The organism is Mesorhizobium sp. M0910 (assembly GCF_040319465.1).
Lineage (GTDB): Bacteria > Pseudomonadota > Alphaproteobacteria > Rhizobiales > Rhizobiaceae > Mesorhizobium.
On the sequence record NZ_JAMYNZ010000007.1, the window covers coordinates 58,353 to 73,168 of the forward strand.

Sequence of the window (14,816 nt, forward strand, 5' to 3'; positions counted from 1 at the left end):
CCTCGGGCGGTGCCGCGGACAGGACCAGAGAGGTCGATAAATGTTCGAATCTGCTGTCCAGGCAATCACCTGGCGATTCGCCGGCGAATTTCGGCAGGTCGTATCCCCGAAAGTTCCCTAATGCAGATAGCGGCGAGCGTCCCGGTGGAGGATTCCAAGCGGCGCGTCCTGAAGGATGTATTCGGCTTCGATGATTTTCGTCTCGGCCAAGCGGCCGTGATGGAGGCGTTGCTGGCCGGGCATCATGTGCTGGCTGTCATGCCGACCGGCGCCGGCAAATCGCTCTGCTACCAGGTCCCAGCGCTGGTGCTGGGCGGGCTCACCATTGTCGTTTCGCCGCTGGTGGCCCTGATGCAGGATCAGGTCGCCGCATTGCGGCTTGCCGGCGTGGCGGCCGATACGATCAATTCCTCGCTCGACCGCGATGCCAATGTCGCTGCATGGCGCCGTGTCGCCGCAGGCCAGACGCGCCTGCTCTATCTTGCACCGGAGCGGTTGATGACCGTGCGAATGCTCGAGGCGTTGACCAAGCTCGATGTCCGGCTGATCGCCATCGACGAGGCACATTGCATCTCGCAATGGGGACCGGCGTTCCGGCGCGAATACGAAGAATTGTCGAGACTACGTGATATCTTCCCGAAAGTGCCGATCATTGCGCTGACGGCGACGGCGGACGAGACGACGCGCACCGACATTGCCGCGCAACTGTTCGACCGACGCGTCGATACGGTGGTGCTCGGCTTCGACCGGCCGAACATCAAGCTAGGCATTGAGCCCAAGCAGGACAGCAAGCGCCAATTGCTAAACTTCGTGCAGCGCCATGCAGGCCGCAGCGGGATCGTCTATTGCCTGTCGCGCAAAAAGACCGAAGAGATGGCGGCGTTCCTCGAGCGGAACGGCGTACGCGCGCTCGCCTATCATGCCGGCATGAGCAAGGACGCGCGTGAAGCGAATCAAAACGCTTTCATGACCTTGTCCGGCGTGGTGATGGTGGCGACCATCGCCTTCGGCATGGGGATCGACAAGCCGGACGTCGCCTATATCTTCCACACCGACCTGCCGGGCAGCTTGGAGGCCTATTATCAGGAAATCGGGCGGGCGGGCCGCGACGGGCGGGCGGCCGAGGCACATATGCTCTTCGGTCTCGGCGATATCCGCATGCGCCGGCTTTTCATCGAAGACGAGGACGCGCCGGCTGAGCACAAAAGGCGCGCGCATGGCCGACTCGATACGCTGATCGGCTACTGCGAGACGACGCAGTGCCGCCGTCAGATCCTGCTTGGCTATTTCGGCGAGAGTGCTTCGCCTTGCGGCAATTGCGACAACTGCCTCGACCAGGCGCCGCATGCGGATGGTGAGGCGGAGGCACGGCTCATCCTGGCGGCGATCGCACAGACCGGCGAGCGCTTTGGCGCCGGCCATGTCGTCGATGTTCTGCTCGGCCATGAGACCGAGAAGGTCCTGGACAGGAACCACCACAGGCTTGCTAGCTTCGGCACCGGTGTCGCGCACAAGAAAAATGTGTGGCTGTCGCTGGTCCGCCAGCTCGTCGCGGGAGGGTTTCTGACATTGGACTCAACGGGCCATGGCGGCCTCGCCGTTGCCGAGAAGGGCTGTGCGCTGGCTCGGGGCGAGGCCTCGTTCCGGTATCGCGTGGACGCGCGCCAGTCATCGCGAGGCAAGATACGGACCGCACAGGATACCGCAGCAGGCACGGAAGGTCTGGATTCGGTGCTGCTGGCCGCGCTCAAGGCTGTACGGCTGCGTCTTGCCCGGGAACGCCAGGTGCCGGCCTTCGTGATCTTTTCGGATCGTACACTGATCGATATGGCCGAACGCTGCCCGCGCGATCTGGACGCCTTCGCCGCGGTCAACGGCGTCGGCGCCGCCAAGCTCAAGGATTTCGGCGAGATATTCCTCGGCGCGATCGCTGCGCATCAATCTGGTGTGGCGGGCTGAAGACCCACTTCAGTGACGTAATCAGCACCTGCTTCGCCTCGCCGCCGCAATCGCAGCCTCCTGCTGCCGCAAGCGCTCGAGCTTCGCACTCTGACGGGCAGCCACGGTCGAGGCGACACGCTGCCCTCCCAACAGCCAGCCCGGAATGTTGGTGTGGACGACTTTGCCACGAGCGATGGCTGTCGCCGACATTTCGTCGGCGACAGCGCCCATCGCCACGTTGAGCTCGACGCAACTCATCTTGTCGTATTTCGCAGCATCGAAGGATGCAGGCAAAGGCGATGCGCAACTTCCGACAAACATCAGGCTGCATATCAGAGGCGCGGCCGTGGAGATCGCCTTCATTTTCTTTTCAAGCACGTTGACGCCGGCCGAGCGAATTTCGGAGGGTTCTCGATCTCAGGCCGCGAAGCACTCCCGAGGTTCGGCGTAACTGAAGCATGTGACCTCTACAATACTCTGTGCTGACCGTCCTGTTTATCCTCGAAGAATTCCGAGAGTGCCGCTGCCGTTTTGTCGGGGTGCTCTTCCGGGAAAAAGTGCCCGCCTTGAACAGCGCGTCCTTCCACTCTGTCGGCCCATTTCCTCCAAATGGCCAGCGGCCCGCCCTCTTGCGCATACCAGTTCTCCAGGGCGCCTTCGCCACTCCATAGCGCCACTAGCGGACACTCGATGCGACTACCGTTTACCTAGTCCAGCGCGTCATGTTCACGATCGATCGTCGCAGCGGCGCGATACTCTTCGCAGATGGCGTGAATATGCGCGGGATCGCGAAGCGCATCAACATAGGCGTCCCTGACCTCTTTGGAGACCATTTTCGCCGACGATCCCCACTGCGTTATTGCATCGTCGACGACGGCATCGGGAGCCGCGCCTATCAGACGCTCCGGCAGGGGCTCCGGCTGGGCAAGAAGGCTCCAGGGCCAGAAGCCGAGTGCCAGTCTGGCATCCGCCCGATCCCATGTTGCGGCGGTGGGGATGATGTCGAGGACGGCGATTTTGAGCACTTTGTCGGGATGGTCGAGCGCCAGGCGATAGGCAACCCGCCCGCCACGGTCATGCCCGGCAACCATGAACCGCTCAAACCCCAGTTGCTTCATGGCCTGAACCATGTCGCCGGCCATGGCGCGCTTGGCGTATGGGCTATGATCGGCAGATGAAACCGGGCATCCGCTTTGCCCATAGCCTCGAAGGTCGGCGGCGACCACCGTGAAGCGGGGCGCCAAGGCTGCGGCGATATCCCTCCACATCAGATGCGTTTCTGGAAAACCGTGAAGAAGCAGCAGCGGCGGACCGGTGCCGCCGACCCTTGCGAAAATGGTCGTATCGTCCAGTCGCAAGCTGGTGGCTCTGAAACCTGCAAACACCGTCAGCCTCCTCGGGCGCCCTTAGACAAGCTCTCCAAGGGCGCTAACGGCCGCCTGAGGCGAACCCCGGCCGCGATGGCCTGGGTTCAAGCCGGCCAGTTGCTAGAATCGAAACCAGACCCACACGCGCCTGCGGAAGCACCGCCTGCGCCGATAGCCATTTCGCCAGTAAACGCGACAGACCCTTCTCCAAGCACGCCGGCGGCGCCGACGCGGCCGGTGCCACCGGCGATGATAGACTGGTTGCAACTCGGCTTGAGTTTCGTCGTCGTCGAAGGTTTCGACATCCGGCGCCTCGAGTTCATCGAGAATGCCGCTTCTGGCAGTTGGAACGCCGGCCACTGCGTTGATTGGCCGAACTGTGCTTGCAAGGGCCGCGGCCCCGGCAATGCCAAACATTCCTGTCAAAAATAGTCGCCGATCCATGGAAACCTCCCAGTCTTCAACCAGCGATAGAACAAGGCTAACGATGGGGAGATAGCGCAGTCGGTGCAAACGCCTAGTGCCGCCCGGCGATCGCAATGATCCGGTCGACCGGAGGGCGTTGCCCTCCTCCCCGAAGTGGGATGGCTACCTCGATCGACAAACACCCGGCGCTTTCGCAGACAGACCATCAATGTCGTGGTCAGTAGCGCGACAACGGCCGCGGTCGTTCTCGCGCTGGAGGTGAGCATGAATTGGGTGCTCGGGGTGTTCGGCCTATGGGCGATCCTGTCCGGCCTGCTTCAACTCGGCACCGCAGTCCGCCGTTGGGAGAGCTATGGTGTGCACAGTGGGCGATGATCCTGAGCGGAGGGCAATCAGCGCTGGCAGGCACCTTTTTCATCGTGCAGGCGGATGCCGATGCCGCCATCCATCAGCAACGTGGCCGGCTATGCCGCAGTAGGCGCCCTCTACTTTCTGGTTTCGGCGGTGTGGCTGAGTGTGAGCCAATTGCGGCGGAAGGCTGCATAGGCCGCGATCTTAAGCCATTACCGGCGCGATGAGAGATGCAGTTATCTATGGCTCGGGTCGTACCATTCCGAAGTGGCGGAGAGGGAGGGATTCGAACCCCCGATGGGCTTGCACCCATGCCGCATTTCGAGTGCGGTGCATTCGACCACTCTGCCACCTCTCCGCGGTCATGGTCCGCCGTTGCCGGCGCGGCGCACTAGATAACGGCTGGACAGGCAGGTTACAAGGGCCAATCTGCCCCGTCGCCGCAGCTTCTGTCCCTGCTTCCTTCGAGCCTCCGGCAGCCGCTGCTCGATATTTGCAAGGACTGGGCTCAACCCGTTTGCAGCTTGCCCGCGGCGCTTGCCTTGACTCAAACCGAACCTTCGGTTAGGGACAGCGCGCAATCGGCGTGGAGGGATCTTCCGCGCCGCTTGTTTTTTGAACCCGCAGACTGACAAAAAGACGGCCGAACCGCCTTAGGCGGTTCATCAAGGCCGACCGAACAGCGAAAGGCAAAAAATGTTCGCAGTCATCAAAACGGGCGGCAAGCAGTATCGCGTTGCCGCCAACGATCTCCTGAAGATCGAAAAACTCGAAGCCAATGTCGGCGATATCGTCGAGATCGGCCAGGTGCTCGCGCATGGCGAGGGCGAGAACGTCACGTTCGGTGCGCCATTCGTCGACGGCGCCTTGGTCACCGCCGAAGTCGTCGAACAGGGCAAGAACCGCACTGTCATCGCCTTCAAGAAGCGCCGCCGGCAGAATTCGCGCCGCAAGATCGGCCATCGCCAGCTTTTGACCACCGTCAGGATCGCCGAGATCCTGCTGGATGGCGCCAAGCCGGCGAAGAAGGCCGCCGCCAAGACCGAAGCGAAGGCCGAGGTTGCAGCCAAGACCGAGGCGAAGGCTGAAGCCGCGCCGAAGGCCGAAGACAAGGCAGAGGCTGCGCCGAAGAAGGAAGCCAAGGCTGAGACGACCGAGGCCAAGGCAACCGAAACCGCCGCTCCGCTGTTCAAGGCACCGAAGGGCGAACCCGACGATCTGACCGTGATCAAGGGCATCGGTCCGGTTGCAGCCGGCCAGCTCAACGAACAGGGCATCACGACCTTCGCACAGATCGCGAAACTGTCCGACAAGGATGTCGCCAAGATCGACGAGCACATGCCGTTCAGCGCCGACCAGATCAAGGACTGGCGCGAGCAGGCCAAGGAATTGGCGAAAAAGTAAAACGAACCGGCGCAATCGTCGCCGGATCGGACTTGAAACGGAACGCGAACGCGTTCATAAGATCGTTTAGGCGCCTCACGGCGCATCGGAGTAGTTAGATGGCACACAAGAAAGCTGGCGGATCGTCGCGCAATGGTCGCGACTCCCATTCCAAGCGGCTCGGCGTGAAGAAGTTCGGCGGCGAAGCCGTGATTCCGGGCAACATCATCATTCGTCAGCGTGGCACGACGTGGCATCCCGGCACCAATGTCGGCATTGGCACGGACCACACGCTGTTTGCGCTCGAAGCTGGCGCAGTCACCTTCAACAAAAAAGCCAATGGCCGAACCTACGTATCGGTGAACCCGATGACGAAGGCAGCGGAGTAGCCGGTTCCGCACGAGAACACCGGCACCCATCTCGGGACCGGTGTCTGGCCAAGCCAGGAAAAGGATCAGGGGAGATGGGTTTCCATCTCCCTTTTTTCTTGCCTGGAGGACTGACATGGTTGCCGAAGCGGAAGACTCAGACGACGAAAGTTACACGATAGATTGCCCGGTGCTCGCGACCGAGCGGCTGGTCATGCGTGCCCCGCGTGAAAGCGACATCGAGCAATTGGTGGCGCTCGCCGACAACCGCCGTGTCGCGGAAATGCTGGCTCGCATGCCGCATCCCTATGGCGAGGCGGAGGCACGCGCTTTCCTGGCTATGACGGCATCGCGCCGGGCTGGAATCGCCTATGCGTTGACGCTGGCCGGCACCGAGACCTTCGTCGGCTGTGCCGGACTCAACACAACGGATCGCGGGCTGGAGCTCGGCTACTGGATAGGCGAGCCGTACTGGAAACGCGGCTACGCGACGGAGGCAGCGCACGCACTGGTCGACCTTGCCTTCCAGAGAACCACGATCCAGGTGCTGCACGCCTCGACGCGGGTTATCAATCCGGCCTCGCGCCGCGTCATCCACAAATGCGGCTTCCAGTATGCCGGCCAGGGCATGCTGAATTCGATCGTTGCCGGTCAGGTGCCGGTCGAACGCTACCGCCTCGATCGCAAGACCTGGACCAGTCTCAGGAACTGGGTGCATTTTTGATGGATGCGGCTCACGCCATCTCTAGCCAGACCGGCAAGTGGTCCGAACCGGCCGCTTGCCGGCTGCGCGGCAAAAGGAGATTGCGCGACAGATGGATCGGCGTCCTCGACAGCACCATGTTGCCGAGCTGGAAGGTGGTCGTGATGGCGCGGCCGTTCTCCAGGCGCGAGCCGGCGTCGGCTTCGAAATTGCTGCCGTAGACGGCAAAATAGTCGGGCAGCGCCTCGCCGAGGTCGGCCACCATGTCGCGGCCGCCATTCTTCGGGTTAGCGCGGGTGACCTCCTGCAGCGCGATCACGTCGGCGCCGCGCACGGCATCGGCGATACGGCCGACATCATAGCGGGCGTCGAGGCCGACGCCGTAGTGGATATTGTAAGTTACCAGCTTCATTCCGACATCTCGCGCTTGGAAAGCCGAGGATCGATTTTCGGCAAGGGTCAACCAAATGCTACGCGTCCAGAGCTACGCGCGACGTTACAGTAGCAAAAACGGCCCTCGCCCTTCGACCCGCCTTGGTTTAGAGCAATCCCGCAAAGCCAATAACAGAAACCATACAATCCGATGAAATTTCTCGATCAAGCCAAGGTCTACATCCGCTCCGGCGACGGCGGCGCCGGTTCGGTGTCGTTCCGGCGCGAAAAGTTCATCGAGTTCGGCGGTCCGGACGGCGGCGATGGTGGCCGCGGCGGCGATGTCTGGGTGGAGGCGGTCGACGGACTAAACACGCTGATCGACTATCGCTATCAGCAGCATTTCAAGGCCAAGACCGGGACGCACGGTATGGGCCGCAACATGACCGGCGCCAAGGGGGCCGACGTAACGCTGAAAGTGCCGGCCGGAACACAGGTCTTTGCCGAGGACAATGAGACGCTGATCTGCGATCTGACGGTCGTCGGCCAGCGCTTCCTGTTGGCCAAGGGCGGCAATGGCGGTTTCGGCAACCAGCACTTCAAGACCTCGACCAACCAGGCGCCGCGCCGCGCCAATCCCGGACTGCCAGGCGAAGAGCTCAACATCTGGCTCAGGCTGAAGCTGATCGCCGATGCCGGCCTTGTCGGGCTGCCCAACGCCGGCAAGTCGACCTTCCTGGCGGCGGTCACCGCGGCCAAGCCGAAGATCGCCGACTATCCCTTCACCACCCTGCATCCGGGCCTTGGCGTGGCCCGCATCGACGGGCGCGAGTTCGTCATCGCCGACATTCCGGGCCTGATCGAAGGCGCGCATGAAGGGGTCGGCATCGGCGACCGCTTCCTTGGCCATGTCGAGCGCACGCGCGTCCTTCTGCATCTCGTCTCGGCGCAGGAAGAAAATCCGGCCAAGGCCTACAAGACCGTGCGTGCCGAGCTCGACGCTTACGGCAACGGGCTGACCGACAAGGTCGAAATCGTCGCGCTTTCCCAGGTCGACATACTCGATGCCGACGCACGCAAGAAAAAGGCCGCCTCGCTGAAACGTGCCGCCGGCCGCGCGCCGATGCTGCTTTCTGCTGTCACCGGCGAAGGCGTCGAGGCGGTGTTGCGCGCGCTGATGGCTGTAGTGGCGGAGGCCCGCGAAGCTGTCGCTGCGCCGGTCGAGACGCGCTGGAACACATAGCCATGGCCGCGCAATCGCTGAAAAATTATCGGCGCATTGCCGTCAAGATCGGCTCGGCGCTGCTTGTCGACCGCACGACGGGCCTGAAGCGCGACTGGCTGGCCTCGCTTGCCGACGACATCGCCGTGCTGGCCAATGGCGGCGCAGAAATTCTCGTCGTGTCTTCCGGGGCGATTGCGCTCGGCCGCACCATCCTCGGCCTCGGCAAGCGAGCGCTGAAGCTCGAGGAGAGCCAGGCCGCTGCTGCCGTCGGCCAGATCGCCTTGGCCGGCGCCTGGTCGGATGCGCTCGGCAAGAATGGCTTGAAATCGGGCCAGATCCTGCTGACGCTCGGCGACACCGAAGAGCGCCGCCGCTACCTCAACGCGCGGGCGACGATCTCGACGCTGCTCAAGATGACGGCAGTGCCGGTCATCAACGAGAACGACACGGTGGCGACATCGGAAATCCGCTATGGCGATAACGACCGGCTGGCGGCGCGCGTCGCCACTATGATGGGCGCCGACCTTTTGGTGCTGCTTTCCGACATTGACGGGCTCTACACGGCACCGCCTGCGCGCGACCCGCAAGCTCGGTTCATTCCCGTCGTCGACCGCATCACTCCCGACATCGAGGCAATGGCGGGTGCTGCCGCTTCGGAATTGTCGCGCGGCGGCATGCGCACCAAGCTCGACGCCGGCAAGATCGCCACCGCCGCCGGCGCCGCCATGATCATCACATCGGGCACGCGGCTGTCGCCGCTGCTGGCAATCGAGCGCGGCGAGCGCGCCACCTTCTTCCGGCCGAGTGCCAATCCGGTCAAGGGCTACAAGACCTGGATCGCCGGGCAGCTCGAACCTGCAGGACGGCTGACCGTCGATGCCGGCGCCATCGGCGCGCTGCTCTCCGGCAAGTCGCTGCTGCCGGCCGGCGTCAAATTGGTCAGCGGCAATTTTGCGCGCGGCGATACGGTGGCGATCCTGTCGCCCGAGGGCCGCGAGATAGCGCGCGGGCTGGTTGCCTATGATGCCGCCGATGCCGTAAGGATCGCTGGCCTGAAGACGACCGAGATCGAAACCGTGCTCGGCTACGAGGCGCGTTCGGCCATGATCCACCGCGACGACCTTGTGGTGAGCCATGCCGGCGGCGAGCAAGTAGTCGGTGATCAGGTTGAATAGCGGAGGATGAGCCATGCTGACGCTGCATGAAAAATCCCGGGACGATACCGTGGCGCTGATGGCCGATATCGGCCGCCGCGCGCGTGCCGCGGCCCGACCGCTGGCTATCGCAGCGGCCGAGCGCAAGCACGCGGCGCTGGTCGGCATGGCTCAGGCGATCCTTCGATATGAGCAGGATATCCTCGACGCCAATGCCATCGACATCAGAAACGGCAAGGAGGCTGGCCTGTCGGCAGCGTCGATGGATCGGCTGAAGCTCGATCCCGCCCGCATCCGCGCCATGGCAGACGGTATAAATGAAATCGCCGGGTTGCGCGATCCGGTCGGCAATGTCATTGCCGCCTGGGAGCGGCCGAACGGGTTGCATATCGAACGGGTGCGCACGCCGCTCGGCGTCGTCGGCGTCATCTATGAGAGCCGGCCGAACGTGACCGCCGATGCCGGCGCGCTCTGCCTCAAGGCGGGCAATCCGGTGATCCTGCGCGGCGGCTCGGATTCGGCGAATTCTTCCGCCGCGATCCATGCCTGCCTGGTCGAGGGGCTGAAGACAGCCGGGCTGCCGGAGGATGCCATACAATTGGTGCCGACCACCGATCGCGCCGCCGTCGGCGAAATGCTGAAAGGGCTTTCCGGCAATCTCGAGGTCATCATTCCGCGCGGCGGCCGCAGCCTGGTCGAGCGTGTGCAGAACGAGGCACGGGTGCCGGTCTTCGCGCATCTCGAGGGCATCTGCCATCTCTATATCGACCGATCGGCCGATCTCGACATGGCGGTCAAGATCGCGGTCAATGCCAAGATGCGACGCACCGGGGTGTGCGGTGCTGCCGAGACGCTGCTGGTCGACCGTGCCGTCGCCGGCACGCACCTGGTGCCGATCCTCGGGGCCCTACAGGCGGCAGGCTGCGAGATCCATGCCGATGCCGAGGTGCTGAAGCTTTATTCCGACGCCCAGCCCGCGACCGATGCAGATTGGGTGACCGAATATCTCGACGCCATCATTGCGGTGAAGCTGGTCGACGGCATTGGCGGCGCGATCGAGCATATCGAGACGTTCTCCTCGCATCACACCGAGGCGATCATCGCCGAGGATGCAAAGGCCGTCGAACGGTTCTTCAACGAGATCGATTCGGCGATCCTTCTGCACAATGCCTCGACCCAGTTTGCCGATGGCGGCGAGTTCGGTATGGGCGCCGAAATCGGCATTGCCACCGGCAAGATGCATGCGCGCGGGCCGGTCGGCGTCGAGCAGCTGACGTCGTTCAAATACCGCGTACGCGGGTCGGGACAGGTGAGGCCTTGACCTTTTTCGCCGCTAGGGCTTGAAGTTTGCGCCCAGCCATCCCCCTCTGTCCTGCCGGACATCTCCTCCGCAAGGGGGGTGCTTAGCACGATGCTATCCCCTTCCGAGCATCCCGTCCCTCCGCGCTACCTCAAGATGCCGCATGCCGGGAAAGGCGTGGCGGTCGGGCTGTTCGGCGGTTCGTTCAACCCGCCGCACGCCGGCCATGCGCTGGTCGCCGAGATCGCGCTCAGACGCCTTGCGCTCGATCAGCTGTGGTGGATGGTGACGCCCGGCAACCCGCTCAAGAATGCCGGTGACCTGGCGCCGCTGGCCGAGCGGCTGCAGCTATCCGAAAAGATCGCCAAGAACCCGAAGATCAAGGTCACCGCCTTCGAGGCGGCCCACCGCGTCCGCTTCACCGCCGATACGCTGGCGCTGGTCAAGGCGCGTAACCCCGGTGTCGATTTCGTCTGGATCATGGGGGCCGACTCGCTTCGCGACTTCCACCGCTGGCAGCGCTGGCGCCGCATCGTCATGACGTTCCCGATCGCGGTGGTCGACCGGCCGGGCGCGACACTGTCGTTCCTGTCGTCGGTGGTCGCCAAGACGTTCGACTATGCCCGCGTCGACGAGGGCGACGCGCCGCGGCTCGCCCGCATGGACGCGCCGGCCTGGACCTTCATCCACGGCCCTCGTTCGTCGCTGTCGTCGAGCGCGATCCGCAAGGTGGCAAGGGGCTGAGCCAACACGGAAGGCAAGACCGCTGATGTCGCTTTTGCCGCTGCCTTGACGTGCTTGATGGGCGATCCTCGGTCATGACGATTCTCGAGCGCGACCAGGACAAGAACGGTCTAGGGCAGCCGGCCCCGTCGATCGCCATTGTCAGTATCCTCTTGTCGATGGCGCTGATCGCCGTCGGCAATGGGCTCATGTTCGCCTATATCCCAGTCCGGCTTGGCGCCGCAGGCTTCGATCCGACTTGGGCGGGGCTGATCGTCACCGGCCTTTCGGCTGGCGGCCTCGCCGGCTGCATCCTGACCGGGCCGCTGGTGCGGCGTGTCGGCCATGCCCGCGTGTTCATGGTGCTGTCGGCACTCATCGTGCTGTCCAACGCCGCGGTCGGCGCCGGGCCGCATCCCTTGCCGTGGATCGCTGCACGGGCGCTCTACGGCTTTGCCATTTGCGGCCTGTTCATCGTCGCGCAGAGCTGGCTGAACGATGTCGTTGCCAACGCCATCCGCGGCCGGGTCATGGCTATCTTCTACGTTGCCTATGTCGCCGGACTCGGCGTCGGCTATTCGACGCTGGCGTTGATCGATATCCGCGCGGCCGACGCGCCGCTGATCGGCATTGCCTTCACCGCGCTGTCGATCCTTCCCGTCGGGTTGACGCGGCTTGCGCAGCCGCCGGCGCCGCAAGCGGCGTCCGTGGCGCTCGGCCGCGCCTGGCGGATCTCGCCGGTCGGCGTTGCCGGCATGCTTGCCGTCGGCGGCCTGTCGATGACGATCTCGGGCTTTGCGCCGATCCATGCCACGGCCAAGGGCTACAGCCAGGCCGACGTCGCCTTGCTGCTTTCGGCAATGCCGGTCGGCACGCTGATCCTGCAGATCCCGCTCGGCTGGATTTCCGACCGCACCGACCGGCGCTTCGTGCTGATCGCGGCGTCGGCGCTTGCCGCCGCGGCGGGCCTGTTTGCCCTCGGTTTCGATGGCGGCGCGCTGGTGGCGCTGCTCGTCATCTACGTGGTCTGGGACGGCGCCTCGGAATCGATCTACTCTCTGGCCAGCGCCCATGCCGGCGATCGCGCCGGCAAGGACGACATGGTGGCGCTGTCGAGCTCGCTTTTGTTCGCCTGGTCGCTGTCCGGCTTCGTCGTGCCCGGCGTCGTGACCGGGCTTTCCGCCGTCTACGGCACGCAGGCCTTCATCTATGTGGCAATCGTCATTGCCGCCGCCTACTGCCTGTTCGTTCTTCGGCGAGTCGTTATGGTGCGGCCTGTGCCCGCCACCGAGACCGGCAGTTTCGCGCCGATGACGGCGCAGGCGCCGTTGCCCGTCGATCTCGCCTTCGCGCCCGAAGGTCAACGCGGGCGCGAAGAAATTTGAACACCCTCCAGCTGGCTTCAAATGCTCTATTGCCGTGTGGCTGAGGCATCCGCCTGCGGCGCTTTCGGTGCCGGCGCCGGGACCGAAAGGCCCTCGGCATCGAACGCCTGCTTGACACTCTTGGTGAGGTCGATCTGGGTGGCGAAGAAGTCGGCAGCCGCCGTCCAGTAGCGCAAGGTGATGGCGACGGTGCTGTCGCCGACGGTCGCGACAAAGGCGATCGGCGCAGGCTGCCGCCTGACACGCCGGTCGGCGGCGGCAACGCCAAGCATGGTCTTTTGCGCGAAGTCGATGTCGTTCCACGAGCCGATGCCGAGCGTGATGTCGCCGCGACGCACACCGTTGCGGGTGAAGTTGCGGACCGGCTGGTTCCATAGGGTCGAGTTGGGTGCAAGCACGTAGACGCCTTCGACCGTCCTCAGCGTTGTAGCGAACAGCCCGATCTCCTCGACGGTGCCGGATATGGCGCCGACCTCGACATATTCGCCGATGCGGAACGGCCGCAGCGCCAGCAGCATGATGCCGGCGGCGATGTTCTGCAGCGTGCCTTGCAGCGCCAAGCCGATGGCCAGGCCGGCGGCACCGATGGCGGCAATGATCGAAGCGGTCTGCACGCCGAACTGGCCGAGAACCATGATCACGAACAGCCCGAGGATGGCGTATCGGACGACCTGCGAGAAGAAATGGCGGAGCGTTTCGTCGAAGCCATGGATATGGCCGAGGCCGGCATAGATCGAACGCTCGGCGAGGCCGGCGACGATGTAGCCGATGACCAGCAGGATGACGGCGCCGACCGCCGAAAGCGAGTAGGAGACGATCAGCGTGCTGAGTTGCGCCAGGCCGGATTGCACGGTGAGGAGGGCGTTCTGGGGATCGATCGGCATGTCGGGATTCCGGTTCGTGGATGAGCCGATAACCGCTGCGGGGCGAGGCGGTTCCGATTTTCTCGCTCGAAAGCCTCATATTCGGCCGCTGCCGGGCGCCTGCTTGCGAACCATGTCTTGAAACTGCAACCTAACTCTGCCTATCTAAGCAATGTCACCTGATTTTAGAGGTGATTTGGTTGTTCTTGCTGCGAAAGGAAATACACTGAGAACAGCACTTCGGAAGAAGGCCGACATCGTGCCTTCGCCGGCCGGGATCAGCGTACACGACGCCGTGTCCCGCGCCATCAAGACAGTCCTTGCCAGTCTGGAAGACTCCAAGGCCGAAAACATCGTCTCAATCGACATTCAGGGGAAATCGAGCCTCGGCGACTACATGGTCGTCGCATCGGGCCGATCCCACCGTCATGTCTCGGCTGTCGCCGATCATCTCCTCAAGGCGCTCAAGGATGCCGGGCTTGGCACGGCGCGCGTCGAGGGGCTGGCTGGCGCCGACTGGGTTCTGATCGATTCGGGCGACATCATCGTCCATGTCTTCCGTCCCGAGGTCCGCGACTTCTACAATCTCGAAAAGATGTGGCAGGCGCCCGATCTCGAGGAGGAGACCCTCCACTGAGCCGTACTCGTCTTGATGCATGTCGTTGTCAGACATGCATCAGCGGCTCTTCGAGGCAGGGATGAAGATTACCGTTCATGCCGTGGGCCGAATGAAAGCCGGCCCCGAGAAGCAGTTGGCCGATCGCTATTTCGAGCGTTTTGCCAAGAGCGGTCCTGCCGTAGGCCTCGAATTCGCCGGGATCGTCGAGATTGCTGAAGGCCGCGCGCAGACGGCCAATGAGCGCCGGCGCGAGGAAGGCCAGAAGCTGCAGACGCACTTGCAACCGGGCACGGCGCTGGTGCTGCTGGATGAGCGCGGCAAGAACCTTTCCTCCGAGGATTTCGCCGGCCGCATAGGCTCGCTGCGCGATGGCGGGCGCAAGGCGCTGGTGATCGCCATTGGCGGCGCCGACGGCCATGACCAGTCGCTGCGCGACCTGGCTGATCTGACGGTGTCGCTCGGTGCGTTGACCTGGCCGCATCAGCTGGTCCGCGTAATGCTGGGCGAGCAGCTTTACCGGGCGGCCACGATCCTTTCCGGCCACCCCTACCATCGTTCATGAAGTCGGCTCGGTCGGCGAATTGATGCCAGCCGCCCGGATTTTTGCCCCAATGCTCATCGACAGTTTGGGCTCAT

The 14,816-nt window shown here is 63.7% G+C and carries 13 protein-coding genes, 1 tRNA gene and 3 pseudogenes; 12 read left to right on the top strand and 5 right to left on the bottom strand.

The window, feature by feature from the left end; all coding sequences use genetic code 11:
* Window positions 1-120: 120 nt before the first annotated feature.
* Window positions 121-1,959 carry a DNA helicase RecQ gene (recQ, locus tag NKH78_RS18460; RefSeq protein ID WP_352777843.1) on the top strand — a complete coding sequence of 613 codons (1,839 nt, stop codon included), beginning with the start codon at window positions 121-123 and terminating at the stop codon, window positions 1,957-1,959.
* A gap of 21 nt (window positions 1,960-1,980) precedes the next feature.
* Here recQ and NKH78_RS18465 read toward each other — a convergent pair whose 3' ends face one another.
* Window positions 1,981-2,304, bottom strand: a complete 324-nt coding sequence (locus NKH78_RS18465) for a hypothetical protein (RefSeq protein WP_352777840.1) — start codon at window positions 2,302-2,304, stop codon at window positions 1,981-1,983.
* A 104-nt stretch (window positions 2,305-2,408) separates the two neighbouring features.
* A pseudogene (locus NKH78_RS18470) lies at window positions 2,409-3,326 on the bottom strand (alpha/beta fold hydrolase).
* A gap of 600 nt (window positions 3,327-3,926) precedes the next feature.
* On the opposite strand from NKH78_RS18470, the pseudogene NKH78_RS18475 reads away from it, so the two are divergent.
* Window positions 3,927-4,280: pseudogene (locus NKH78_RS18475) on the top strand (DUF308 domain-containing protein); the annotation flags it as partial.
* A 73-nt stretch (window positions 4,281-4,353) separates the two neighbouring features.
* Here NKH78_RS18475 and NKH78_RS18480 read toward each other — a convergent pair.
* Window positions 4,354-4,443 (bottom strand) — tRNA-Ser (locus NKH78_RS18480).
* Window positions 4,444-4,781: 338 nt separating this feature from the next.
* On the opposite strand from NKH78_RS18480, the gene NKH78_RS18485 reads away from it, so the two are divergent.
* The 3 genes from NKH78_RS18485 to NKH78_RS18495 all read left to right on the top strand — a co-directional run bounded on the left by NKH78_RS18485 (window position 4,782) and on the right by NKH78_RS18495 (window position 6,560).
* Entirely contained in the window at window positions 4,782-5,489 is a 708-nt protein-coding gene (locus tag NKH78_RS18485; protein WP_352737827.1) for a 50S ribosomal protein L21, read from the top strand.
* A gap of 98 nt (window positions 5,490-5,587) precedes the next feature.
* Window positions 5,588-5,857, top strand: a complete 270-nt coding sequence (rpmA, locus tag NKH78_RS18490) for a 50S ribosomal protein L27 (RefSeq protein WP_023678077.1) — start codon at window positions 5,588-5,590, stop codon at window positions 5,855-5,857.
* Window positions 5,858-5,972: 115 nt separating this feature from the next.
* Window positions 5,973-6,560, top strand: a complete 588-nt coding sequence (locus NKH78_RS18495; RefSeq protein ID WP_352737826.1) for a GNAT family N-acetyltransferase — start codon at window positions 5,973-5,975, stop codon at window positions 6,558-6,560.
* A 58-nt stretch (window positions 6,561-6,618) separates the two neighbouring features.
* On the opposite strand, the pseudogene NKH78_RS18500 reads toward NKH78_RS18495, so the two are convergent.
* Window positions 6,619-6,951, bottom strand: a pseudogene (locus NKH78_RS18500) (endonuclease/exonuclease/phosphatase family protein); the annotation flags it as partial.
* Window positions 6,952-7,122: 171 nt separating this feature from the next.
* Here NKH78_RS18500 and obgE point away from each other — a divergent pair.
* The 5 genes from obgE to NKH78_RS18525 all read left to right on the top strand — a co-directional run bounded on the left by obgE (window position 7,123) and on the right by NKH78_RS18525 (window position 12,698).
* On the top strand, window positions 7,123-8,154 hold the full coding sequence (gene obgE / locus NKH78_RS18505) for a GTPase ObgE (RefSeq protein WP_352737825.1): 1,032 nt from the start codon (window positions 7,123-7,125) through the stop codon (window positions 8,152-8,154).
* 2 nt (window positions 8,155-8,156) lie between these two features.
* Window positions 8,157-9,311, top strand: coding sequence for a glutamate 5-kinase (gene proB, locus NKH78_RS18510; RefSeq protein ID WP_352737824.1), 1,155 nt, complete (start codon window positions 8,157-8,159; stop codon window positions 9,309-9,311).
* Window positions 9,312-9,324: 13 nt separating this feature from the next.
* Window positions 9,325-10,611 carry a glutamate-5-semialdehyde dehydrogenase gene (locus NKH78_RS18515; protein ID WP_352737823.1) on the top strand — a complete coding sequence of 429 codons (1,287 nt, stop codon included), beginning with the start codon at window positions 9,325-9,327 and terminating at the stop codon, window positions 10,609-10,611.
* Window positions 10,612-10,746: 135 nt separating this feature from the next.
* Window positions 10,747-11,334: a nicotinate-nucleotide adenylyltransferase gene (locus NKH78_RS18520; RefSeq protein WP_352687105.1), complete on the top strand. Its 588-nt coding sequence runs from the start codon at window positions 10,747-10,749 to the stop codon at window positions 11,332-11,334.
* 74 nt (window positions 11,335-11,408) lie between these two features.
* Complete coding sequence (locus NKH78_RS18525; protein ID WP_352737822.1) at window positions 11,409-12,698, top strand: MFS transporter; 1,290 nt, start codon at window positions 11,409-11,411, stop codon at window positions 12,696-12,698.
* 26 nt (window positions 12,699-12,724) lie between these two features.
* Here NKH78_RS18525 and NKH78_RS18530 read toward each other — a convergent pair whose 3' ends face one another.
* Window positions 12,725-13,582, bottom strand: a complete 858-nt coding sequence (locus NKH78_RS18530) for a mechanosensitive ion channel family protein (protein WP_352883452.1) — start codon at window positions 13,580-13,582, stop codon at window positions 12,725-12,727.
* A 238-nt stretch (window positions 13,583-13,820) separates the two neighbouring features.
* Here NKH78_RS18530 and rsfS point away from each other — a divergent pair, with 238 nt between their 5' ends.
* The gene (rsfS, locus tag NKH78_RS18535; RefSeq protein ID WP_352701337.1) at window positions 13,821-14,198 is read left to right on the top strand and encodes a ribosome silencing factor; all 378 of its coding nucleotides are present in this window, start codon (window positions 13,821-13,823) and stop codon (window positions 14,196-14,198) included.
* Between the two features lie 61 nt (window positions 14,199-14,259).
* Window positions 14,260-14,742 (top strand): 23S rRNA (pseudouridine(1915)-N(3))-methyltransferase RlmH, encoded by a 483-nt coding sequence (rlmH, locus tag NKH78_RS18540; protein WP_352701338.1) that lies wholly within the window; start codon window positions 14,260-14,262, stop codon window positions 14,740-14,742.
* Window positions 14,743-14,816: the final 74 nt, after the last annotated feature.

Coding starts and splice junctions, on each gene's coding strand:
- recQ (WP_352777843.1), top strand. CDS start 121: ATGCAGATAGCGGCGAGCGTCCCGGTGGAGGATTCCAAGCGGCGCGTC.
- NKH78_RS18465 (WP_352777840.1), bottom strand. CDS start 2,304: ATGAAGGCGATCTCCACGGCCGCGCCTCTGATATGCAGCCTGATGTTT.
- NKH78_RS18485 (WP_352737827.1), top strand. CDS start 4,782: ATGTTCGCAGTCATCAAAACGGGCGGCAAGCAGTATCGCGTTGCCGCC.
- rpmA (WP_023678077.1), top strand. CDS start 5,588: ATGGCACACAAGAAAGCTGGCGGATCGTCGCGCAATGGTCGCGACTCC.
- NKH78_RS18495 (WP_352737826.1), top strand. CDS start 5,973: ATGGTTGCCGAAGCGGAAGACTCAGACGACGAAAGTTACACGATAGAT.
- obgE (WP_352737825.1), top strand. CDS start 7,123: ATGAAATTTCTCGATCAAGCCAAGGTCTACATCCGCTCCGGCGACGGC.
- proB (WP_352737824.1), top strand. CDS start 8,157: ATGGCCGCGCAATCGCTGAAAAATTATCGGCGCATTGCCGTCAAGATC.
- NKH78_RS18515 (WP_352737823.1), top strand. CDS start 9,325: ATGCTGACGCTGCATGAAAAATCCCGGGACGATACCGTGGCGCTGATG.
- NKH78_RS18520 (WP_352687105.1), top strand. CDS start 10,747: ATGCCGCATGCCGGGAAAGGCGTGGCGGTCGGGCTGTTCGGCGGTTCG.
- NKH78_RS18525 (WP_352737822.1), top strand. CDS start 11,409: ATGACGATTCTCGAGCGCGACCAGGACAAGAACGGTCTAGGGCAGCCG.
- NKH78_RS18530 (WP_352883452.1), bottom strand. CDS start 13,582: ATGCCGATCGATCCCCAGAACGCCCTCCTCACCGTGCAATCCGGCCTG.
- rlmH (WP_352701338.1), top strand. CDS start 14,260: ATGAAGATTACCGTTCATGCCGTGGGCCGAATGAAAGCCGGCCCCGAG.